This window comes from Shewanella basaltis (assembly GCF_023283885.1).
Lineage (GTDB): Bacteria > Pseudomonadota > Gammaproteobacteria > Enterobacterales > Shewanellaceae > Shewanella > Shewanella basaltis.
Window position 1 is genome coordinate 12895 of sequence record NZ_JAKILA010000008.1, and the last position, 23853, is coordinate 36747.

Sequence of the window (23853 nt, forward strand, 5' to 3'; positions counted from 1 at the left end):
TTGATTTATATCGTTATCAATACATCTCTTATCCAGAGTTGAGGTTAGTTAGGTATATCAGTTTAATCGGTCTGTCATTCAATAATGAAAGACAACACCATGTTCCAAGACAATGATTTAGGAGCGACAATGAGTGCAAAATTAAAGTTAGTGAGCTTTATTGGCGGTTTGTTTGCTGTGGTCATTATATTGATCACCACCGTGAGCTACTTAAACTTTAAAGCATCATCTGTGCATGATTACAGCGAAAAGCTCAGTAACGAGGCTCATCTCATTGCCGATGCATTAGAACAAAGGATGCTGCGCTATTTTGACACCTTAACACTGGTTGCTGGCAATATGCCAATTGATGAGGGGCAACTCAATGTCGATGAAATTAAGCGCCAGTTAGCTCAATTAGAACAAAAACTTGGCGTGTTAGAAGCCTATATTGGCCTGGAAAATGGCGTGACGTATTTGCCTAGTGGCGTTATTCCAAACTTTAGCGCAGTTGAGCTTAAGCGTGAATGGTATATTAGAGCTTTTGCAGGTGAGCAGTACATTGTCACTACGCCCTATATTAGTAGTACAGGTACTCCTGTGATGGCTGTTGCCGTTCCTGTTATTCGAGGTGGTAAAACCATTGCGGTGTTGTGTATCAATATTGGGGTGCAATCGATTACTGACTTTATTGCAGGCTTGTCTGATAGTGGTCAATTATATGTAAGCCGCGAAGATGGATTTATTTTAGCGTCTAAGTATACAGAGCAAATAGGTAAAAACTTATTTGATGTACAACCCGATTTTGCCCCGTTTAAAAACAGCGATTCAACGGGGATTAATTATCAACAAGCCGGCGAAGATTACTTTGCACTTAATGCAAAGTTATCCACTTTAGGTTGGAGCGTTTGGTCTTGGGATCGTTGGCAGCATATTAATGCAGCATCAACTGCCAATTTAATCTTGAGTATCGGCATTGCTGTGTTGGCTTTATTGGCGTCATTAACATTGACTTATGTATTGGTGACACGTTTGATGTATCGCCCTATTGGTGGTGAGCCAACTGATATTGAAGATATTGTTAAGCGTGTGGCTAAAGGTGACTTATCTGCTGCAGGTATTGGAACGGGTGATGAAACTGGGGTTTACGCAGCTACGTTAGTGATGGCAAAGCAGCTTACCTCAACATTACAACGCATAAATAGCGCCAGTGCTGAGTTGGTTAAATCATCGGACAAGATGTTTTCAGCAGCATCAAGTGTTAGCCAAAGTTCCGAGTCGCAAATGCTGCAGTTAGAGCAAACATCGACGGCAATGAATCAAATGACGGTTACCGTTGATGAAGTTGCTCGTAATGCCATGCAGGCATCGACAGCAGCAGACGAAGCCCAAAAGTCATCAGAGGGTGGGATCGAAATCGTCAATCAAATGAATAGTGAAATAACCACTCTTGTTGGCGGATTAGATAAAGTCGTGTCTGTAACGACTCGGCTTGAGCAAGAAACTCAGCGTATTGGCGGCATTTTAGATGTGATAGATAGCATTTCAGAGCAAACCAATCTTTTAGCGCTCAATGCAGCTATTGAGGCTGCGCGAGCCGGCGAGCATGGTCGCGGCTTTGCTGTAGTGGCTGACGAAGTAAGAAATTTGGCGAATCGTACCAAAGAGAGCACTCGTGAAATTCAAGATATGATCAGTAAATTGCAAACTGAAGCCAAAGAGTCTGTAAGCTTGATGCAAGTGAATATGAACAATGCGCAAAGCACCGCGGCGCGCTCTGCCAGTGCAAACGAAGCATTAGTGGCGATATTGCAGTCTGTGTCGATGATTTTAGATATGAATAATCAAATTGCCACGGCAGCAGAAGAACAAACCCATGTGGCTGCCGACATTAATCAAAGTATTGTTGCGATAAATGATTTGGCAAAAGACACCTTTGATAGTGCGCAAAGTAATAGCCAAACTGCGACTGAATTAAAAAGTATTTCTTCGCAGCTGAACAAGTCTGTCGAGGTGTTTACTTTTTAAGTCTTAGATTAAGCTTTTTGTAAGCTTAATTGATTACGCCCGTTGCCTGTTTTTTAGCATGAACGGGCGTTTTTAGCGACAATGTGGCACGCTATTAATTGATTAACCTCAGCTCTGGATAACAAACGCCTTTCAAGCAGTCCTTTGCCTTCCTCACTGCGTTGAATTAACTTGCAATAGGCTATCTATTGACGCGTTAATTCGCCTTGTTAGCAAAACAAATCACAAGCTTGACAGTGGATTTTGGTCAATCTATTGATTTATATCGTTATCAATACATCTCTTATCCAGAGTTGAGGTTGATTAATAAATTTAGTGGGGTCAGAAATTTAGTGGTGTCAGAATAAAATTTAATAAAATCAGTTCAATCTTGTTCTTTAAGCTAATTGTGTCCAAAAGCGAGTTGGTCTTTGCTTAAAAATATTTAAATTCAACTCTGGACTTGAGGTTGGAATGGCTGGGGTGATCCAAAAGAGGATTGCTGTTGATCCCCTTTTGGCTCGTGCAGGGTGGAACCTTGCGATCTTAAGTATTTGCGGCCAACTCCATCAGCTGCGGTAAAAATTCATTGTCTAATTGGGCTATTTCAACTTGTTCAGCCAGCACATCATGTAATATTTGCTCATTGGTGAGCGGATTGGCTAACACCACTCTGAATACTGTGGTGGGTTGCCTGAAGTATTTAGCGGGTTTTATACGGGTACGCGATACAAACGATTTACCCTGTTCGCGTTGATGCTTTTGAATGAATTGGGTTAAACCATCAAGAAGCTCGTTGATTTGACGAACCAAAAGATCGTTATTATTGGCGACAGCATCGTCAAGTAACGTTTGTACTGCGCTGGGGATGTATCGATAAGTGAGTAAACACAGCTCTGGTTTAGTGACTAATTCAAACTCTGAGTGTTGTTTGATAATGGATGCGAAATAACGGGCTTTTTCTAGGCTGTTATTGATCAAAATCTCATAGCCGTCGCGGCCAATAATCTGTAAACAAGCATGTACCAGCATAGCCATGCCTGGGCGAGAGCCCTCTAGTGTTTGGCTGCCTAAATCTTTAGAACCCACTCGTAAAATATATTCTGCATGATGCACAATGGCTTGTGCTAGCTCAGGATCTTTAAATATCACCATGCCAGCCCCCATTGGCACATACATTTGTTTATGGGCATCTATGGTCACTGAGTCTGCAAGCTCTATGCCTTTGAGTAAATGACGATATTTGTTTGATAACAGGCTCGCACCGCCCCAAGCTGCGTCAACGTGAAAGTGGCAGTGCAACTCAGCTGCGAGTTCGGCCAGTTCTGTGAGTGGGTCAACATTACCCGTTTCTGTGGTGCCAGCTACACCCACAATCGCCATCACTTTAATATTTTGCGCCGCTAATTTTTTTGCCGCCTGACGCATCGCATCTACGTCGACTTTATTATTTTCATCGGTTGCGATGCTGATAATGTTGTCACGGCCAATTCCGAGTAAATCAGCCGCTTTACCAAGCGAGTAATGGCTGCGTTCAGAGACTAAAATTGCGATATCGTCAAAACCATAAAAACGAAGGGCTTTGGTCATACCTTCGCGGGTGATCCCTTTAAAATCACCTTGTGCTTTAAGTAAACGGTTGCGCGCTATCCATAATGCGGTGATGTTGGCCACTGTTCCACCGGAACAAAAGGCGCCAAGGGAGTGGTTCGCGCTGTGCATCCATTGATCATAAAAATTGCTGGGTTGTTGGTACACTAAATGGTGCATCATGCCCAGCACTTGACGCTCAAGTGGCGTGAAAGCTTTGGATGTTTCAATTTTAACTAAATTTTGGTTTAGCCCCACCATCATTTTAGATAACGGTAATACAAAGTATGGTAGGGCAGAGGTCATGTGGCCAATAAAGCTTGGCGCGGCGGTATGGACAGAGTGTGCGACCAGATTTTGCATGATTTCATCAGCATAATCAGATACAAAGGTTGGATCTGCAGGTATTTGATATGCATTAAAATCTGTTTCTATTTCAGATAATGGCTTTTCTAAGGCGGCAATACTGTTACCTAAAAAACCGGCTAAGTCTTGAGATAACCTCTGTTCAATAATGCTTAACGTCGATGTTGCATCTTCAGGTGCAGTAAAAATGCGCAGTAAACTGTCTGCTGAAGCTTGTGCTTGACGGGTGATTTTTGAGGTCATTGTACTTGCCGTTAAGGTGAAAACCGCATCCCAAAGACAAGGACTGATGCGTTAAATTGACCGCAATGCCTAAGGGACGAAATGAGGGTGCTAACTTTACTGTAAGCTAGGCTTTGCTTCAAGTCTTTATGCAGTTTACACATTACCTGCGCTGACATTATTGGCGTTGTAAGTGCAGGTAGTCAGTGAAGGGACGTTTAGGTTTGTTTGAGTGATAATGACCATACTGCGGCAATATTTTTAGCGGTATGGGCTAAATTAACTTGAGCGTCAGATAAGACTTGTTCTAATGGTTGTACTGCCGGAATTATCGGGAAAATCGCCTTCATTCCTTGTTTGAGGATTGCGTCTGCGCCATTACCTAAGCAGCCTGCAATGCCAATAGTGGGGACATTGTATTTTTGGGCAACATTGAGTACACCCATTGGCGTTTTGCCATAGACAGTTTGACCGTCAATTCGCCCTTCGCCAGTAATAACTAAATCGGCATCTTGGCAATGTTTTGCCAGCTCAACGCTTTGAGTGACAATGTCAACCCCTGGTTTTAAGGTTGCAGCTAACATTGCCATCACGCCAAATCCCATTCCGCCCGCGGCGCCAGATCCAGCTTGATGTTCACACCCGACACTAATTTGTGGTGTTTGTTGGCGGTTGACCACATCGGCAAAATGAGCCAGTGCGTGGTCGAGTTGCGCTACCATTGCTGGGCTTGCACCTTTTTGTGGACCAAAAATAACGCTGGCGCCCCTAGGCCCACATAATGGGTTATCAACGTCACAAGCGACTTCAATTTGGCAATCGTTAATATTGGGATGCAGTGACTGGATATCAATATGATGTAAGTTAGCGAGGGCAGCACCTCCAAATGCAATGTCGGAACCACTCATGTCGGTGAGTTTTGCGCCAAGAGCTTGCATCATTCCTGCGCCAGCATCATTGGTCGAACTGCCTCCTAGGCCCAAAATAATGTGCTTGATCCCTTGATTGAGCGCATCAGCAATTAGCTCGCCAACACCAAAACTGGTGGTGATTAGCGGATTACGCTGCGGTGGTGGCACTAAGTGAAGGCCCGATGCCGCTGCCATTTCAATGACGGCAGTAAGCTGACCGTTTGCATCTGGTTGCCCAAGAATGCCATAAAATGCGTTTACCTGAGTACCTAATGGCCCAGTAACGCGACGCTCTATTATACGGCCGCCGGTTGCATCAACCATGGCTTGCACTGTCCCTTCGCCACCATCGGCCATGGGGATTTTGCAGTACTGTGCGTGAGGGAAAATATGCTTAAACCCTTGCTCGATGGCGTTAGCTACGTCAAGCGCACTAAGGCTTTCTTTGAATGAGTCTGGTGCAATGACGATTTTCATAAATAGCTCTTGTAGATGATTTACCACTAATAGTAAATCATTACGCTTAAATTTCTTTGATATTTCGCACTAATTGTTCGGGCTTTTGTCGTATTTTATTGTGCAATTGCACAATGATGGCGGTTAGTCTGGTTGATGGATGATCTGACCAAGATATAAACTCAGTAGGCCATTGAAATTATGCAAATTAATTTGGGTGATTTGCTGAATTTTATCAAGGCGATAACGAAGTGTATTTCTATGGATAAACAAGCTATTAGCACACGCTTGTAAGTCGCCCATGTGCTGTAAATATGCCGCTAAGGTTTTTTGCAATTGTTGGTTGTTGTCGGCCTCAAGTAATTTTTGGTATGGGCCTGTAAGGGCATGTCCGCGCCAATGATGGCGTAAACCGGATAATAAGACTTGTAGGCTGTAATCTTGATACACATATTTGCTTTTTTCTGGGTGGTATTTTTTGCCAATATCGAGGGTTTCTTTGGCTGTACGGTAGGAATAACTAATACCTAAGTCACCGCTAAAGTAGTGCCCTAAGGCAATGTGCAGCTTTATTTGCATGTTAGCAGGTAGTCGTTTAAGTAATTTGTCTATGTGCTGGCTTTCTCGTTCAGGGTTAAATTGTTGACCGTCAGCCAAGGCTGGTTTGAGGATGACTAATTGAGTGAGCGATGTCATTGCAATTAATTTGTCACGCAAGGGATGTTGCAGTAAATGCATCACCTGCTTGAGTGCTTGATTGTCGTGCTGACAATCAGTGCTATTGCTGTTTAGTTCAATGATGATTGCCACTCGTGGCACTGACAAGTCAATGCCTAATTGTAAAGCCCATTGTTTAAGTGATGGCAGTTCGGTGTCGCTTGCATGAATTAGTTGTGAAATAAACTCATCTTTTTGGCGATTTTGCCACTGTAGCTGCTCTTGCAAGTTAGCTTGCTCGATGATCATTTCGGCTGTCATTTTAAGTAGTTCGCCGTAATGGCTTAATGTGTCTGGTTCACCTGTTATGCCTATTGCACCGACGATTTTACCTTGGTAATGAATAGGAAGATTTAAACCGGGTTTTACCCCTTGTAAATTGGCCGCAATGGTGTGATTGATTTCAACGTTACGATTTTGATTGATTGCCAGTAAAGCTCCTTCATGAATGGTGCCAATACGGTGCTTTTCACCTGAGCCAAGAATGACTGCCTGCGCGTTCATGACATTGATATTGTGGCCGATTATTTTCATTGTGCGGTCGACAATTTTACCCGCAATATCTGTATCAATTTGAAGCATTATTACCTCGAGTGCCTCTAGTGTATGGCAATCAAATCACCTTTGAGATCATAATAACTTATGTTGTGTTGCCAGTGGCAGTCAATGTTTAAAAATGCGTTTGAGAGGGGGGGAGGAGACAGGGGTAATAGCAATAAAATGTGGGCAACATCCATTTGCCCAAATTTCAATCACAAGTTATTCACGTTGTTAATATAATGTTAAATCATGTTAGGTTGCAAGTTTTTTGTACAAAATAAAACAATGCCAACATGGTGTTGGCATTATTGTTGTTGATTGTTGCTAACAGTAAACAAAATACTGAGCGTTATCTTGGTTTACGTATTATTCACAATCGGTAATTCATACTGAGCATTATCATGTGTGCAGTGTAGTCATGATTAATATTGCCAAAGCTAACGAGGTTCCAGATTGTGTCTGGGTTAATGTCGTTTGCATCGTCGTTATCAAGATACTTTTCTATTTTGTAGTCAATACGCAGGCTCATGTTATCAGTCGCTTGGTATTGTCCGTACAGGTTAACGTTATGCACTTTTGCAAAGTAATCACCATATTCACCAGTGATACCTTGTCTGACTTGTGTGGTGCTGTCTGAGTTTGAATAACGATAATCTAGCCCCAATTTTAGGCGGCTATCTAATAAGTTGTTGTAGTTTATTCCTGCCCCAACATAATCAATGGTATCTTCAATATCAGCTTGCCAGTTAGCTACACTAAAATTTGAACTGCCTGATTGTTCAGATTCAATGGTTTGGTGATTGTAAAATACATTCAGTGACATATCAGATGTCAGCATGTAATTAATATTGACGTCAAAGGAAGTGTCAGTTGATTGTGTTAAGCCTATTTGTGTCTCTGTGTAGTCATCTAGGGCATAGCGTGCACCAAAATCTATGCTGAGATCTGTTATTGGTGTATGGCTAAAACGGGCCTCAATTTGGCTGCGATCACGATCAGCAAGATAGTAACGGCGTAAAAGCGCATTTTGCTCAGTTGATGATATTTTTGATGCTTGGTATTTTGAACCGTCACGTTGGCTGGCACTGCCTTTTAGCCACATGTCCCACATTTCAAAATAATTGATCCTCAGCCTGGCCCATAGGGTACTTTCGTCTGTGGTTTCTCTGTCTTGATAGTTGCGTTCCTCGCGTTCAAAATCATAGCCTGCATCGAGTTTTATACCTTGTGTTATGCGGTAATCACTCGAGAGCTTGGCTCGTTGAGTCGTGAGATCGTATGGGGTGTTATAGGCCGCTTCTCCGGTGACATTGTTGATGCTTATTTGGGTCCATTGCTCGATTTGGGTTTGATTATCCCGGTCGTTGTAGTCATAACTGCCGCTGATCCGCCAATCACGGTTAAGTCGAGTGAGGGCTTTTAATGTCGCCCCTGTTATGCCCACTTTTGCATCAATGCTGTTTGCGGGCAGCGGGTAACCGTAACCTATGGTGGTGAGGGTTTGATCTTGAGTCATTTGCCCTATGAGTATTCGCCCACTTAGATTGGTTTTTGCCATATTATATTGGCCTAATAACGACACGGTATGAGCTTCATTGTCTGGGTCGAGTGCGATATAACCAGTGGTTTGAGCGCCAAATGTTGGATTAAATGCGCTGTCAAATCCGAGTTGGTTATTGTCATTTTTGAACACAGAACCCGTATAATTTAAGCTTGTAAACCAATTATCTCCGCGAAGTTTAACCCCTGCGTTTAGGATGTCGGTGGTATAATCGACAGGTTCTGCCAGCATCATCGATTGGTTATAAAAACTACCTGATGTCGTTTTGGTGCCTGTTTTCTCTTCACGTTGAAAGTTGACATAAGTGCTAAACAGCGACGCTGTTTGGTACTCAAATCCAAGTCCAGCACGGTCGCGTGTTAATGAAAGCTCTGTTGGGGTTAAGCTGCTGTAAAGCATTGGCATGTCTGGGCTTGAGCCTGCCGTAATCCAATTGTCTGGCAGAGTTAGGTAATCACCTCCCATATTTTGGTAAGGGCTTAATGCATTATTTGATTGATAGTGAGCAAAAGAGCGGTAGTTAACATTAATGTTGTAGGTACCTTGTTTACCCACATCGATGTCTAAACGGCCGTTGTCCATGCCAAGATGATGCGCTGCAACGTTAGCTTGATAACCTGTTTCACTTTGGTAATGAATATCTGCATCGATTTTACCTGCCACTTGGTTACTGCTATTGAAGGCATTGGCAGATTGAATATCGTCTTCACCGTTGTAGGCTATACCTGCTCCAACGAAGCCCGAGGTGCCTTTTTCAACCACGCATCCTTTGCATTGCCAAGCATCAAATTTTACATTATCTGTTTTTGCGTCTGCCAAGCCATAACCTTGTGCAAGTAGACCAAAGCTGCAGCTTGATAGTATTGCTAAGGTAATGATGTTTAATTTTGTATTCATGTTGTTATCTCCTTAGCGCTGCAATAGTTTGCCCGATGGGTGGTTTGACCCATGGACTTGGCTATGGCAGTTTAAGCAGCTTCGTCCACCCGTGAAGGCATTACCATTGACTGTTGAACCCATATCTGTGTTGCCAAGATAGGCACTACTGGTGTGGCCGTCGCCTGCGTGGCATTGCTGACACAATTGTGGAGCACGCGTTTTGAGCATTGCATCATTAACAGACCCATGGGGATTATGGCAATTGGCGCAATTTTCGGTGACGGGTGCATGCTCCCACAGCTTTGGGCCACGCTTCTCTGCATGACAGCTGTAGCATGTTTCATTGACGGTAGGTTGCACTAAATCGGCGTCACTTAAGCTGCCATGAGCATTGTGACAGTCGCTACAGGTCATTTGATCCCATTTCATTGGATGACTGGAACGTTTGTTCATGTCGGCTTTTTGTTTAGTGTGGCAACTGGTACATACATCCATTTCAGTTTGTTTTGACAAGACTGGATCGTTGGCGGTATGAACGCTGTGACAAGAGGCACAGGCAACATCGGCATTGGCATGATGGCTGCTTTCCCATGTCATGCGTTTGTCGTCATTATGGCAACTCATGCACACACTGTTTTGTTTGTCGGCTGCCAGGCTTGAGTCAGGACCAAACGTAATCATCGGCTCTTTGCCACCACGATTGTGGGTACCCAATGGGCCGTGGCAGGCTTCACACTGTAGCCCTGCCATTGGGCTTTTTGATGAGTCTATTGCCCCATGGACACCGTTAAAAAGATCCATGACTTTTTCTGATTTTTTATGACACATTAAGCAGGAGTCTGCGCCTTTGGGGGAGTATTTTCCCTCTGCGAACTTTTTATCAAGTGTGGCTTCAACTTCAGCCGGCGTCATTGTGGCATCCCACTTTGCTGCGTGTACTTGATTTGATAAAAATACGGTTGATGCCGTCAAGCAGAGCAGGGCTAATAATAGGGTATTGATGTTATTTGTGGTCTTCATAAGTAGACTTCCTAATTTGTCCATTGTGATGATCAACCGTCTGATAATGTTTGTCACAGCTTGAGAGAGAAGCTTGGCTTCTCTCTCAATGAACAGATTACAGTTTTACTTGAGTATGATTTCCAATGCTGGGTGCATGGCAGTAGAAACAAGTTTCTAACTGCGCGGCATCGTTTGCTTCTTGATAACTACCGTTAACAATAGCCCCTTGGCTGGTGGCGTGTTGTGATATGTCGTCAAAGCCATGACACGATGCACAAGTTGCTGTGATAGGTGTGGTGTATAACCCTGCTGATGTGGCAAGGGCGCCTTTCACTTTAAATGCGTCTAGGTTGAAGTCGTCATGACATTGAGTACAGTCTTTGATAATCCCTTGCTCGCCATGCACACTGTGAAGTTTCATTTCAAGTGCGCCTTGATTAGCACCAGAGGCATAGGTGCCATCTGGTGTATGGCAAGTGACACATCCATCTACGCCCACAGTCATTTTACCGTTAAGCTCGCGGCCTAGTTGTTCGGTCATTATAAACCCAGCGTGATAGCCTTTGTGCAGTTCGAAGGTTTCTCCGTGGCAGCTTTCACATGAGCCAAAATTAACGGAGTCAATATGGCGATAGCTCGGGGCATTACCTGAGTAGGTTGCATGGGTGAGTTCTGCTTTCATGCTGGTGGTGGCGACACCATCTGCACAATCAATTGCTTGGCTACCATCGTTGCACATTTCTAGGCCTAAAAAGCTAAATGCGGTGTCGGTGTCACCACTGCCAAAGGGAAGTGATGGGATGGTGTAAACCAGTTTACCGTCAGCAACGGTCACATCGGTTTGCAATAAACCCACTTTGACCAAGTCTTTAGTCACTTTTGCAAGTCCACTGCCTGGGCTAGGGTTGTAACCCATAATGGGGAAGTTTGGCCCAACGTTAGTGATGGTTTCAAGTCGTTGGATTTTGCTCACAATTGAGGTGGCATCAATTGCTGTGCCATTAGCGTCTACTATGGTTACCGATAACGTTGCAGATTTATCATCAGCAGTGGCTTTATTGGCGACTAACGTTGCGCTCATACCATACTGGTTGATAAAGGCTTTTTTCTCACTAAAGGCTGAGGTATGCAAGGTTTCGGTCCAGCTCGCATTGTGACAAGCAATACAGTTTGAGTTGTCTACTTGTTGTGGGTGGCCTTGACCTGTTTTGAAGTCAATGTCGGTATGGCAACTGCTGCAGGTTTCCATGGTTGGAATACGTGTCCAGTTGTTCCATTCTGTTAATTGTTCTGACTCTATATGACAGGTTGTACAATTGTCTTGCACGATTGCATGTGCTGCTTCTGCGCTTTTATCGAGATTGCGACCATACATTTTTGCGTTGTTATGAACGTTATGAATTAGATGGCTGAAGTCGACTTGCACTTTGTCTTTTTCTATTGCCATTTCGTTCGTGTGGCAACTAATGCAGGTCGTTAAGTCGGTATAGCTGTGATAAATACTTTCGCCTTTTGCATGGCAAGTATTGCAGGTGGCATCGCTGACAATATTTTTGGTGTACTTGGCGCTTTAACCTTCACCGTCGAAGTCTTCGGTGATCTCGGCTCTTGGTGATGTTGAGATGCCATCAAGTAGTGTTGATGCACTTGAGATCACATTATAACGTTGGGTCAGTTCTGGATTAAACCCTTCAACATTCACGGTAAAGGTGTATTTTCCGTTACCTAAATCAGTAAATGCGTCTTGTGAACCGATATATTGCCATTGGGCTGCATTACCTGCACCACTTGCACCGGCTGGTATTAACTGAACTACTTTTTTGACTTCTAGTGCTGTTAATCCTGCAATCGGTAGGTCATTTTCATTGGTTGCAAATACCGTGATTGTTGGCTTGTTGTCTTGGTAGGTCACATCGGTAATATCAAGGTTTAGCTCTTGAATGCTAACCGCGGGCTCACCGCCTGGATTTCCAGGGTTGCCGGGTTCACCGTCACTACCGTCGCCACACCCCACCAGTGTCATTGATGCAGACATAGCAAGTAATAATGCAATTTTTGTGTGTGTTATATTCATCATCTTTTCCCTGCAAAGGTCATCCATCTAACTTACTGGCAGTATGTTCTGCATTATTGAATTCAGTTAAGTTGATGTTGGAATTAGTTTTCCCATGACTAAGATTACTTTACAAACAACAAGACGTCTGTAAAGCGAACGCAATTGTGTGATGGTGATCAGCCTATTAATAAAGAGGTATATAAAATACGGACTTCTGGCCTGTGAATTGTTCGTCAAATAAAAAGACCCTAGCATTTAGCAAGGGTCATTTTGAGATGACATACAGTTAATTTGGGTTGTTAAAAGCCGTGGCTTTCAGTGATACGTGTCGGCGTATGACAGGTTGAACACATTTCAGCTGCGCGGGTGCGAACATCGTCTTCACTCATGCCATCTGTAATACCACCGTTGGTTTCAATGTGCGACACGGTGGATTCGGTAATGTATTTTTGGTGACAACTCAAGCAAGCCCCTGTGTCTGATGAGACCCAGACGTCTGCGCCGGTGTCGGTATCGGCATATCGCCACACTCTGTCTTCTGCGCGCCCCAGAGTAATACCATCTGTGATGTGACAGGTTTTACAGTCTGTTTTTAACACTGTGCCTGATTCAACTCCCGCATATTTTAGGTAGTGGCCTTCAGCACTGTGAGCTTTAAACGCAAAACTGGTCGATTTTTTACCGCCTGGGTATGTGTCATCTGCTCTGAGTGTTTTATCTGAGGTATGGCAAGTTTGGCAGTTGATCCCATTATCATAATGATAAACAGCTTGGTTGTGGCATCCTTGGCAGGTTGTGGTATCGATAATATTTCGTCGAGTTACCGCGCTTTGACTGCTATTTACGGCATCTGCAGCCATAACAAAATGATATGAACTGCTTTTAATTTCAACTTTTCGAACATCATCGGTACTACATGCGGTTAACTGAACTTCAGGACGACCATAACCACCATTGTTGTAACAGGCTGTAACAGCAGACCAAAGTTCAAAGGTTTTACCGATATAATCAGTGGGTAGTGTTATGTTGTTCCATACTAAGGTCCAGCTGTTATCTGCATTTGCAACACCTTCGCTTAGTCTTAGGCGTCTGTTACTGTAGCTGGCATTATTATAAGCGGGGTAATCTTTATCGCTGTCCCATGCCATCACAATACGACTGCTTGTGTCGATAAACTCTGCGGCGATAACCGTTGCAGACGCATCGGTAAACTTAACATTTGTACTGAATTTGCCGTCAGTCGTTACCCTAATGTCGCTAAATACCGCATTCATGGTTTGGGTTTCGTTATAGGCTTTCATTACATCGCCATGGGCTTCTTTTGCACTACGGGCGTAACCCTCTTCGATATGACATGACGTACATTGCGTGCTTAAGCCTACGTGATGTTCAGATGCCGATTCTGTATGGCAAGCAATACAAGCCGTGTCGCTTTTGTTGGCATTAAATAGTGCGGCATCTTGAGGGGCATTAACGCCTTCAACATGGCATGCGCTGCAATCAGCTGCAGGGTTTTGTGGGTACATTACATTGCCATAATCATGCATGCTACCGCCATAACCGATAACTTTATAAGGCGCTGCTTCTTCTGCTGTTGCGGTATGTGTTATGCGGTCTTGGCCTTTATGGATAGCATGGATCATGTATCCAAAATCGACACTGTTGCCGGTTTCTGGGTCGCCGGATGTGGCGGTATGACAAGAGGCGCAGTTTTCAAGATCAATTCTACGACCGCCATGTAATTCAAGGCTGTCAGGTTGGTGACAGGTGTAACAGGCCTCAATTGACACCACATCTCGTGAGGCAATATCTTCGGTGAGCCCTGTAGATGGCTGGAAGTCGTAATGGGCATTTGCAGTAATGAGTGGTTGTTTTAACTCAAGCGTTATGCGCTGAGTATTATCTTGATTATAGGTAATCGTTAATGGCTCAGTAATTTGGCTAATATTGGTTTGGAATGTGTACTGATACGTACCGTCTTGATTATCCACAAAGCAAGTCTCACAAGCAGAAGCGACTTCTACTTCGGCTTGGTATTGAGCTGAGGGTGAAATATTGGTTTCACCGTCGGGGATGGTGCTGGTATTAGGCTGTTTTAATACATTGATATAGGATTGCCATTGATAACCACGATCAACTTGGGTGTCACCGATCATTTCGGTTACCGGCGTTAATTGGGCAATACCGAAGCGAATATCATGATCTTTTGTTAACCCAAGTACTGCTACGCCATTGCCGTTTTTGAGACTAAAATTGACGCTGACTTGACCATCTACAACAGTTGCTTCTGTTAAGGTGGCTTTTAGTGTTGTTGCATCGTCAATACTGACACCGATAAGGCCATCTTGTCCATCTTCACCATTAGCACCATCGCTGCCTCCACAGCCTGATAGTACCAAGGCAATCAGCCCTGCACTCAGCATCGCTTTTGTTACGGGACGAACGGTAATTGTTTTCATCATGTATTCCCTGCATTTTTTAGTTATCGCGCAATTCACTAAGCGTTAACAGTGTGCGGATTTTATTCAATTTTTATATTAGCTAACCTTTCCCCGTTCCTCATTGAAATAAGTGCAAAGTTGTGACTGAGATCTGACTATTCCTTTTGGGGTAAGTGGCGAATGCCATCTCGTGCATTTAAAATCGATTTTATGGGCTATACCAATCAGCATAAAAATGTGTTCATGCTTACTGGTTAACATCGCTTGCAACGTCGTTAGACATGTTGAAGGTTGAACAACTTACTCGCTGAATTTTTGCCTTGTTCTAAGCGATTTGCTCTACGTAATATCAGTTCAGTTATTTATCCTGATTGGTAGTATTTTGGGGACAGCAGATGGGAATATGTTAAAGAGTGACATAAATTGGTGCGCAAACATTACGTGTAATATCAATCTTTATTAGAATCTGATCTATTTTAGGCCCTAGAAACCGTACAATAAAAATGACTGTTGGTGTCGTCATCTTCATCAACGTCATTTGAAGCCGTAATGGGGGGATGCAGCCCCTAAGGGCGAATTTATCAGCGTGGTTTTCTTTGTGAGCCTTGCTTAACCAAGTGCACTAAAATCAAGTGCACTAAATCCTAGTGTACTAAATCCTAGTGTACTTGGCCTCATAAGGCTGCCTCGAATACCTCACTGATAATTTTCGTTAAAAGAGCACATTCTGATGCGGATTGGTATAAGGGGCATTTACGTGAGTGCTAATGGCACAAAGTGATAGTGATTTGCATAAGGATTGTGCAACTAAGCAAGTGATTGCACAGTTATCAGGATAAAGGCTTGATCATGCTAAAAGGTTAGGGGATAATCGCCTCGTTCTGAACAACATGCTTTGTTAGTCAGAAGTCAATGGTGACCCTAGGGTCCCCCCGCAATGATAACTTGTGAACTCGGCCAGGCCCGGAAGGGAGCAACCGCAGCAAGCGACTCGTGTGCCGGGGTGTCGGCTCTAGGGGAGCCTCCAAATTTGTTCCCCAGCATCATTTCTAATGACTTATCATTTTTATACTTGTTGTGCCGCTGCCATTTCTGCTTCTTCTTTTAAACGTTTTTGTAAGTTGGCTTTGAGAAATTGGCGCGATTTTTCAAGTGCATCATAGATTTCGGTTTTCATCATGTGCAATTCTTGGTAGTTTTCAAAAAAATAGGTGTCTACCAAATGACGTATATAGCGAACCGGTAATTGGTTGAGTGTGACGCAGCATAAGTCGGCGAGGTATTCTTCAGGCAATTCTTCCATTAAGCCTTCATCTCTTAATATTTCCATTAATAGAACTTCATAATAGTTACGAATATCTAAGTGCATTATATGCTCCATTGAGACTGATGGGTTGTTTGACGTCGATGTCGATATGTTGCTGCGTGTATGCGTTGCGTTAACCAGTAACTCTTATGGCTCGCGTTGCTGTATCCATAACTCATTTGCTGCTACAAGTAATTGGCTATGTCGATGAGTTAATTCCGCTTCATTACGACTATAGCCTCCACCAATCACCGCTGCAAGTGGGATGTTATGGCTTTTGGCTATTGATATCACTTGGGTATCTCTTGCTAAAACCCCCTGGGTTGAGATATTAAAGTAGCCTAAATCATCATTTTGGTGAATATCGACACCTGCGTCATAAATAATAAGATCGGGTTGATGCAGCCGAATTAGGTATGGCAGAATTTGCTGGATATGGTCAATATAATCTATGTCGTTACAGCCTTTATTTAAGTCAATGTCATGATCTGAGTCTTGCTTACGCGATGGAAAATTTTGAGCGCAATGAATTGAGCAACTGATTATGTTGGGATTATTTTGGGTTAATGTGGCTGTGCCATCGCCTTGATGTACATCACAATCAAAAATGAGTACTTTGTCTACTTTACCGCTGTCGATGGCTGATGTTGCTGCAATCACCAAATCATTAAATATGCAAAAACCGCTGCCAAAGTCATAATGAGCATGATGATAACCCCCTGTTAAATGCACCGCAAAACCATACGCTAATGCTAATTGGCTGCATAATACTGTGCCATTTACGGCATGTAACGTGCGCGTGACCAGATCTTGACTCCAAGGAAAACCGATTCGACGCTGTGCTTTGTGCTCAATTGATCCATTGATAAATTGACTAACATATGTTGGGCAATGAACACGGTGTAGTACTTCAAGGCTTATTGGTGTGGGAGTATGGTGAGCTGATGCATGCAGTAATTGTTGTTCAAGTGCATATTGATATAACAATTGATATTTTGTCGTTGGAAATCGATGCGTGCGAGGCAACGCCAGCTGTGAGTAGCTGGCGTGATACACAAATGGAATGGCTTTTAACATTAAAGTTGCTTGATTGCCCAGCCCATGAACTCTTTACGTGTTTTTTCGTCAGCTTGTAACCACCAATATTGCAACATTTGTTCAGCTTGCGCAGGGGTGGTAGCTTTCTCTTTTATGACGTTATTGGTTGGTGTGATGTTGGTTGCACTTGCGATATCAGACTGAACAGGTGCTTGATTACTAACCTGAGTGCCATGACTTGTTGCCGATGCTGCGAGCGTGTCAAAGTCTTGTTGTTTATCGGTTTTAAACAAGTTAGTGATGAAGGTTTCTTCAGTAAAATTAGTTTGTTCAATACTATAAGATACTGAGCCTTTGTCTTGTCTACTTATCTTGACTTCAGGCGCCTTAGCAAATGCTTTCGGCTGTTTTATGACATCGCCCTTGGCTGGTTTTAGGTTGTATTGATAATCACCGTCTACCGTTAATGTGACAATAAAGGGGGCTGACTTAACAAATGACTGGCTGTCGCTAAAAGAGTCATCGACAACATCATGATAACGAATAGCTATTTTATGCGTGCCATTAGTTAGCTCTAAATCAGATTGATGTTTAAACATGCTGGTTTCAATGGGGTTGCCATCAAGAGCTAAGTATTCAAAAGACATTGGGATCGTTAAATTTGCTGCAAAAACAGATGATGAGGTTAAAAATGCTAACAGCGCACTAGTGGTCAAGATAGATTTCATTGTTGCTCCTTAACGAGGGTAACTTTGGCGAGGCCGCTCAAATAATTGAATACGCTCTTCAATATAACTAATTGCTTGTTTACATTTCCCTAAGCGACGATGCATCAAAAGGATGTCATTTTGCAATTTAATTTTGTCATCACTATGACAGAATTCAAGATTTGCTTCCATTTGTTGTATTTTTTGTTCAATTTTTTTAGCCCAGTTGAGATGTTTATTAAGCTCACCATACAATTGATGGCTGTTTTGCATCACATTACTGGCTATCCAGCCAAAGCCACTGTCTTGTGCAGCGAGTTGTTGCTTTTTAGCGTACCTTGCTCGGTTACTGGCTTTACGTTGTGCCTCTGCTTTTAAATTGATATCTGTGGTGAGCAGTGCTCTTTTTAAGGCAATAAAACGGTCCTGAATTCGATCGCAACTGAGCTGGATAACATGCCCACCTAAGTTTAACGCGAGTTGCTTTTCAAGTTTTTGGATGTCTTGACGCAGCTGTGAGATACATGGACTCAGCAAGGCTCCTTGTTGCGCAAACAATTGGCTGTTAAATCGCTCGGTTTGTTGTAACGTTTGTCGCTGATTGGGCGCTAAATTTTGGTCATGAACAAGGGCATCTTGCTCAAGCTGAGCCAACTGTTGTTTTAACAGGGTAACCAATTGTTGGGTGTTCATCCCCAAGCGCTCCAGGTTAGGTGAGCCGCAATAGACAATACCATAATAATAAAAATGGGTTTAATGAAAGGGATCCCAAATCGAATCGCGCTTCGTGCACCAATATAAGATCCCGCCATCATACACACTCCCATCCATAAACCCAGTAGCCACTCAACTTGCCCCATAAAAGCGAATATAATCAAGGCTGTGACATTACTAACAGATGTCATGACTCTGGCTAAGCCACAGCTATGCAAAAGGGGCAGTTTATGAATAGAGACTGATGATACGGTCCAAAATGCGCCAATTCCTGGCCCGGCGAAACCATCGTAAGTTCCTAGTACAAACCCTTGGCTGGCTTGTTTGTATGTTTTTGACCGTTCAACAGGTAAGCTGATGTTTTTATCGCCCATCGCTTTAGGACTGAATAAGGTGTAAATCGCGATACTGATAATTAATAGCGGTAAAATTTTGTCTAGCCATTTAGGGTCAATAAGGAAAACTAAAACACAGCCTGTAATAGAGCCTACTAATGTAGCAAAAAAGCACACTTTCCATAATGCAGGATTAAATAGTTGCTGTTTATAAAACGTAAAACTAGAGGTCAATGACCCAAAGCATGCCGCTAATTTATTGGTACCTAATGCTAAATGAGGTGGTATGCCAACAGTCAGTAATGCCGGGATAGACAATAATCCACCACCACCAACTACGGCATCAATAAAACCTGCAATAATCCCTATAACCGCTAAAACAGCCCAATGGCTAGGGTCTAATAATAAATCCAACTCAATACCTATTCGATAACACGTCTAAAAGGGGGAAGGGCATCAATTAATGATTTGCCATAACGTTTGGTCACTAAGCGGCGATCTAAAATTGTGACTCTGCCATAGTCTTGCTCTTTTCGAAGCAGGCGACCACAACTTTGGACTAATTTACGCGATGCATCAGGTATTGTCAGCTGTAAAAAGGGATTGCCTCCTTTTACTTTAATGTATTCTGCATGTGCTTGTTCAACTGGTGAGGTCGGGACCGCAAAAGGCAGCTTGGTAATAATGAGATTGGTTAAATAGTCTCCTGGTAAATCAAGCCCCTCAGAGAAGCTACCAGTACCAAATATAATACTGGGTAAACCATCATCGCAACGTTGTTTATGTTTTTCTAAAATTTGTTGTCTTGGTATTTCACCTTGCACAAATAACTGATCTTTGGCAATTTTGCCCTCTACCAAATCAACCACTTTTTCCATTTGCCAGTATGATGCAAATAGTACTAGTGTGGCCATTTCACCATCCACTAGTGCAACGATGTGTTCAGCGATTTCGGCCGTGTAGTTATCATCGGTAGGCTCAGTGACCATTTGCGGAATAAATAGTGTGGCATTGTTTTCGTAATCAAATGGCGATAATAATGCTAAAAAACGAGTACCATCATTTATCCCTAAGCCGACTTGATGGGCAAAATGAGTAAAGTTGTTTAAGGCTCGTAGTGTTGCGCTACACAGTACAACGCCAGCGGCTTTTTGCCATAACATGGATTCGAGCATAAAACCGACTTCGATGGGGGATGAGCAAAATAAGTAATCTTGTTGTTTACCGGTAATTAATTCTGCCCAGCGTGCCATAGGTGCACCTTTTTTACTGTCCTCTTTGGCCATCATCTTCCAAAGTTTATGTAAATTATCTAAGCGCTGTAAAATAAAGCCTGTTTCAGATAATAATCCTTCAGATTGATGCTTAGGTACTTCACCATCTTTTATCGCTTCACTAAGTACCGATACTACTTTGTTAAATTGTTTAACTGCAGCCCCAGATGCTGTTGCTAAATTTTCTGCCAAAATCAATAACGCTTGAGGGAGTTGACCGTGCTCAAAGCGAAGACGGCTTTCTGGGTTGGCAAACAATTGCGGCTGGGTGTCGCAATAATGCGCCACTTGTGTCAGTAAATTGGTTAACTCGGTGGTATGATCTAACATGGCTTGCACTGGCGCAATAATGTTATTTGTTTTGAGCTGGTTTTGTAATTTAGCACAAGTCTTAGAGGCTTTTTCTAGCCAATCACAAGCGCCACGTAATGTGGCCTGCGCGCTGGAGAAATCCCTTGCAACAATTGGCAAGTGATGAGCCTCATCAATAACATAAAACATGTCTTCTGGTTCAGGTAAAATCACTCCACCGCCTAGTTCTAGGTCGGCAAATAACAAACTGTGGTTGGCAATGAGTACATCCCAAGTGTCAACGTCTTCACGCGCTTTATGAAATGGACAGTTGTGATGGGCTGAAACTTGTCGATGACAACTGTGTTTGTCACAACATATTTGTTGCCATAAAAAATCAGGAATAGGTTGTTGCAGGGTATCTATTTCACCGTTCCAACGTTTTTGATGGTAATCTTGATGGAGTTTCTGAAGCTCGTTTATTTGGCTTTGATCAGGCTTCGTTTGCCACATTGCCATTTGAGAGCTGTCTTGGCTGCCGATCATCGCCTCGAGTTTTGCCAAACAAACGTAGCGCTGGCGGCCTTTAACGAGTCCAAATTTAAAATCAACGCCAGATTGTTGCAAAAAGAACGGTAAATCTTTGTGAAGTAACTGTTCCTGTAGTGCCACTGTTGCAGTCGCGATACAGACTTTTTTCTTACTTGCCAACGCTAGCGGAATTGTCCCAAGTATATATGACAGAGACTTACCAATGCCGGTTCCCGCTTCAACGACAATAATACGCCGCTCTTTGTCATACTCTCCCGCAAGGGTTTTTGATATTTCAGCTACCATGTAGTTTTGTTCGCGACGAGAGCGAAATTGCGGCATAGCATTAGCAATTTCTTTGTAAATTGTGCGAATTTGACTTTTTATCGTATCCGGTAGCATAGGAGTATGATTTCTGTGTTGTCTGAATTATGCTGTACATAATAACAGTGAATTAGCATGCTACGAAGTAATAAATAAAATTGAATCAATTACAGCCGCAATCAACACGTTCACCCAATACTCATCAAAGCCCACAGGCATCACAGCGTGTAAAAGGCAGAGTATTAACGCGCCATGCAATATACCGTCATGGCCAATTGGTGTTGCAATATTATTTAAAAACGGCAAATGGACCAATTTTAGTTGAGTTGCTTCACAGTGACGTTATTTGTTTTTGTCGTCAGCAAGATGTTGGCTTGCTTACAAGTAAAATTGATTTTGCCTTAAAAATAGAACCAATTGCATTAAACAGTTTTGCTTATGAGCCCATTAGTGCGCTGTATTTAAAATCAACTAGCCAATTAAAAACATTGAGCCGACTGGCTAATGATCTCGGTATTACTTTATTTGAAACAGACATTAAACCTGAGCAACGATTCCTTATCGAGCGCTTCATTGCGCTTGATATTGAATGTGTTGGTGAGTATTTGAGTGAAACCCACAATAGCACTTTGCCTTTAATGTCACTTGAACGTGCGCGCAAAACGATTATAGAACCTACAGATGTAGAGATTAAATTAACCGTTATATCATTAGATTTTGAATGTAGTTTTGATGGCGAGTTGTACTCAGTTGGATTATATGGCGAGCAATACCAGTGTGTGTTTATGGTTGGCGAGCCACAAGATAATAGCCATGACTATATTGTGTGGGTAAATGATGAAGTTGATCTTATCCATCACCTCATTGAATGGTTTGCACAATATGATCCTGACATTATTATCGGTTGGGCTGTGGTCTCTTTCGATTTAGCGTTGTTATATCGACGCTGTCTTTTGCATCAAATTTCACTCAAAATAGGCCGAGGCGGCTGCGAATTAAGCTGGAAAGTGGACGATAAATTTAGGCCCGAAACCCTGTCATTACCCGGGCGTGTGGTATTAGACGGCATTGATTGGTTAAAAGCGGCGTTTTATCAATTTGACAGTTTTTCATTGGAGTTTGTCTCAAGACATTTGCTCGATGAAGGTAAAGCTATTGACCATGTTGAGAATCGCGGCCAAGAAATTACCACGTTATTTTGCACAGATAAAAATGCATTGGCATTTTATAACATCACAGATTGTCGTTTGGTGTGGGATATTTTTGACAAAACACAGTTGGTCGATTTTGCTATAGAGCGAGCTAAACTGACGGGGCTTGAATTTGGCCGTGTCGGGGCCTCAATTGCTGCTTTTTATCATTTGTATTTACCTCACTTACATCGCCATGGGTTTGTTGCGCCAGCCCTGCCAGCAAGTCAGGGCTTAGAAAGCCCTGGTGGTTATGTTATGTCATCCATCCCTGGTTACTATAAAGATGTACTCGTTCTTGATTTTAAGAGTTTGTATCCATCGATTATTCGTACTTTTTTAATTGATCCTAAAGGATTGATTGAAGGGTTAAGTATGACTAAACAGGGGAATATAGACTCAACAGTTCCTGGTTATTTAGGCGCTCAGTTTGCACGTGACAATGCCATTTTACCAAGCTTAGTGGCCGATCTTGCAGCTCAAAGAGAATTAGCCAAACTAGAAAAAAATGCACCACTGTCTCAGGCCATTAAAATTATTATGAACTCATTATATGGTGTTCTAGGTTCCAGGGGGTGCGTATTTCACGATGCAAAACTAGCCAGCTCTATTACCATGCGCGGTCATCAAATCATGAAATTAACCAAGCAATGGATAGAAGAGTGCGGATATCAAGTGATTTATGGTGATACTGATTCAACCTTCGTATGGCTTGGGCATAATCACACAGTAAAAGACATTAATGCATTAGGCCAACAACTCGCCTTCAATATGACTGCTCGTTGGCGTGAATGGTGCGAGCATGAATATCAACTCGAAAGCTATCTTGAACTAGAATTTGAGACTCATTTTGACCAATTTATTATGCCAACCCTCAGAGGTTCAGAGGAAGGGAGCAAAAAGCGGTATGTGGGAGCATCATTAAATGCTAATAGTGAGCTAAGGATAACATTTAAAGGTATGGAGCAGGTCAGAAGTGATTGGAGCCCTATTGCCCGTAAGATGCAATTTGATTTATATCAGATGTTTTTTAAAGGTGACGATGTTATCGATTACCTTCGCCAAGAATTAGACGCGCTTAAAAAGGGTGAAAGAGACAGCGAGCTTATTTTTAAAAAACGTTTACGTCGTAATATTGAAGATTACACCGCAAAATCATCTCCACATGTTAAAGCTGCAAGACACTTAGCTAACATTAAAGGTTCAAATAAAGTGACGCGTAAAGGGGCTCAAATCAGGTATGTTATGACAACAAATGGATCTCAACCTATTGAAGCTAATCCTAATAATATAGATTATGAATACTATATTACTAAGCAGATTAGGCCCATTGCCGAGCCCATTTTACAATTGTGTGGGCAACAATTTGATGCACTCGTCAATGATCAGTTATCACTCATCTAGGCTATTTAATTA

General features: G+C 42.7%; 14 protein-coding genes, 1 other RNA gene and 1 pseudogene. 3 read left to right on the forward strand and 13 right to left on the reverse strand.

The annotated features are described in order from the left end of the window. The first annotated feature begins 129 nt into the window (after positions 1–129). A complete protein-coding gene (locus tag L2703_RS07775; RefSeq protein ID WP_248970545.1) occupies positions 130–2007 on the forward strand; it encodes a methyl-accepting chemotaxis protein in 1878 nt (625 codons plus the stop codon). 525 nt (positions 2008–2532) lie between these two features. On the opposite strand, the gene panP is transcribed toward L2703_RS07775, so the two are convergent. The 7 genes and pseudogenes from panP to L2703_RS07810 all read right to left on the reverse strand — a co-directional run bounded on the left by panP (position 2533) and on the right by L2703_RS07810 (position 14748). Beyond that, positions 2533–4185: a pyridoxal-dependent aspartate 1-decarboxylase PanP gene (gene panP / locus L2703_RS07780; protein WP_248970546.1), complete on the reverse strand. Its 1653-nt coding sequence runs from the start codon at positions 4183–4185 to the stop codon at positions 2533–2535. A gap of 197 nt (positions 4186–4382) precedes the next feature. Further along, positions 4383–5552 (reverse strand): glycerate kinase, encoded by a 1170-nt coding sequence (locus L2703_RS07785; protein WP_248970547.1) that lies wholly within the window; start codon positions 5550–5552, stop codon positions 4383–4385. Between the two features lie 123 nt (positions 5553–5675). Further along, complete coding sequence (locus L2703_RS07790; protein ID WP_248970548.1) at positions 5676–6830, reverse strand: sugar diacid recognition domain-containing protein; 1155 nt, start codon at positions 6828–6830, stop codon at positions 5676–5678. A 328-nt stretch (positions 6831–7158) separates the two neighbouring features. Then, a complete protein-coding gene (locus L2703_RS07795; protein WP_248970549.1) occupies positions 7159–9246 on the reverse strand; it encodes an MtrB/PioB family decaheme-associated outer membrane protein in 2088 nt (695 codons plus the stop codon). A gap of 12 nt (positions 9247–9258) precedes the next feature. After that, complete coding sequence (locus tag L2703_RS07800; protein ID WP_248970550.1) at positions 9259–10248, reverse strand: DmsE family decaheme c-type cytochrome; 990 nt, start codon at positions 10246–10248, stop codon at positions 9259–9261. A gap of 97 nt (positions 10249–10345) precedes the next feature. Then, positions 10346–12307, reverse strand: a pseudogene (locus L2703_RS07805) (OmcA/MtrC family decaheme c-type cytochrome). Positions 12308–12585: 278 nt separating this feature from the next. After that, positions 12586–14748: an OmcA/MtrC family decaheme c-type cytochrome gene (locus tag L2703_RS07810; protein WP_248970551.1), complete on the reverse strand. Its 2163-nt coding sequence runs from the start codon at positions 14746–14748 to the stop codon at positions 12586–12588. Between the two features lie 900 nt (positions 14749–15648). Here L2703_RS07810 and ffs point away from each other — a divergent pair. Then, positions 15649–15746, forward strand: an RNA gene (gene ffs, locus L2703_RS07815) — signal recognition particle sRNA small type. A 47-nt stretch (positions 15747–15793) separates the two neighbouring features. On the opposite strand, the gene L2703_RS07820 is transcribed toward ffs, so the two are convergent. From L2703_RS07820 to dinG, 6 genes are all read right to left on the reverse strand, one after another. Further along, positions 15794–16096, reverse strand: a complete 303-nt coding sequence (locus L2703_RS07820; RefSeq protein WP_248970552.1) for a late competence development ComFB family protein — start codon at positions 16094–16096, stop codon at positions 15794–15796. Positions 16097–16180: 84 nt separating this feature from the next. Continuing rightward, positions 16181–17110 (reverse strand): histone deacetylase family protein, encoded by a 930-nt coding sequence (locus L2703_RS07825; protein WP_248970553.1) that lies wholly within the window; start codon positions 17108–17110, stop codon positions 16181–16183. Then, positions 17110–17799 (reverse strand): DUF2057 domain-containing protein, encoded by a 690-nt coding sequence (locus L2703_RS07830; RefSeq protein WP_248970554.1) that lies wholly within the window; start codon positions 17797–17799, stop codon positions 17110–17112. Before L2703_RS07830 ends, L2703_RS07825 begins: the two co-directional genes overlap by 1 nt. A gap of 9 nt (positions 17800–17808) precedes the next feature. After that, on the reverse strand, positions 17809–18471 hold the full coding sequence (locus tag L2703_RS07835; RefSeq protein WP_248970555.1) for a primosomal replication protein: 663 nt from the start codon (positions 18469–18471) through the stop codon (positions 17809–17811). Beyond that, positions 18468–19241, reverse strand: a complete 774-nt coding sequence (locus tag L2703_RS07840) for a TSUP family transporter (RefSeq protein ID WP_248970556.1) — start codon at positions 19239–19241, stop codon at positions 18468–18470. The genes L2703_RS07835 and L2703_RS07840 overlap by 4 nt, the downstream gene beginning before the upstream one ends. A gap of 8 nt (positions 19242–19249) precedes the next feature. Further along, positions 19250–21325, reverse strand: a complete 2076-nt coding sequence (dinG, locus tag L2703_RS07845) for an ATP-dependent DNA helicase DinG (protein WP_248970557.1) — start codon at positions 21323–21325, stop codon at positions 19250–19252. Between the two features lie 80 nt (positions 21326–21405). On the opposite strand from dinG, the gene L2703_RS07850 reads away from it, so the two are divergent. Then, on the forward strand, positions 21406–23841 hold the full coding sequence (locus L2703_RS07850) for a DNA polymerase II (RefSeq protein WP_283107836.1): 2436 nt from the start codon (positions 21406–21408) through the stop codon (positions 23839–23841). Positions 23842–23853 lie beyond the last annotated feature (12 nt).

What these genes read in the sequence shown, in the direction of transcription:
- L2703_RS07835 (WP_248970555.1), bottom strand. Translation starts at nt 18,471, where the DNA reads ATGAACACCCAACAATTGGTTACCCTGTTAAAACAACAGTTGGCTCAG.
- L2703_RS07795 (WP_248970549.1), bottom strand. Translation starts at nt 9,246, where the DNA reads ATGAATACAAAATTAAACATCATTACCTTAGCAATACTATCAAGCTGC.
- dinG (WP_248970557.1), bottom strand. Translation starts at nt 21,325, where the DNA reads ATGCTACCGGATACGATAAAAAGTCAAATTCGCACAATTTACAAAGAA.
- L2703_RS07825 (WP_248970553.1), bottom strand. Translation starts at nt 17,110, where the DNA reads ATGTTAAAAGCCATTCCATTTGTGTATCACGCCAGCTACTCACAGCTG.
- L2703_RS07800 (WP_248970550.1), bottom strand. Translation starts at nt 10,248, where the DNA reads ATGAAGACCACAAATAACATCAATACCCTATTATTAGCCCTGCTCTGC.
- L2703_RS07830 (WP_248970554.1), bottom strand. Translation starts at nt 17,799, where the DNA reads ATGAAATCTATCTTGACCACTAGTGCGCTGTTAGCATTTTTAACCTCA.
- L2703_RS07785 (WP_248970547.1), bottom strand. Translation starts at nt 5,552, where the DNA reads ATGAAAATCGTCATTGCACCAGACTCATTCAAAGAAAGCCTTAGTGCG.
- L2703_RS07775 (WP_248970545.1), top strand. Translation starts at nt 130, where the DNA reads ATGAGTGCAAAATTAAAGTTAGTGAGCTTTATTGGCGGTTTGTTTGCT.
- L2703_RS07810 (WP_248970551.1), bottom strand. Translation starts at nt 14,748, where the DNA reads ATGATGAAAACAATTACCGTTCGTCCCGTAACAAAAGCGATGCTGAGT.
- L2703_RS07820 (WP_248970552.1), bottom strand. Translation starts at nt 16,096, where the DNA reads ATGCACTTAGATATTCGTAACTATTATGAAGTTCTATTAATGGAAATA.
- L2703_RS07790 (WP_248970548.1), bottom strand. Translation starts at nt 6,830, where the DNA reads ATGCTTCAAATTGATACAGATATTGCGGGTAAAATTGTCGACCGCACA.
- panP (WP_248970546.1), bottom strand. Translation starts at nt 4,185, where the DNA reads ATGACCTCAAAAATCACCCGTCAAGCACAAGCTTCAGCAGACAGTTTA.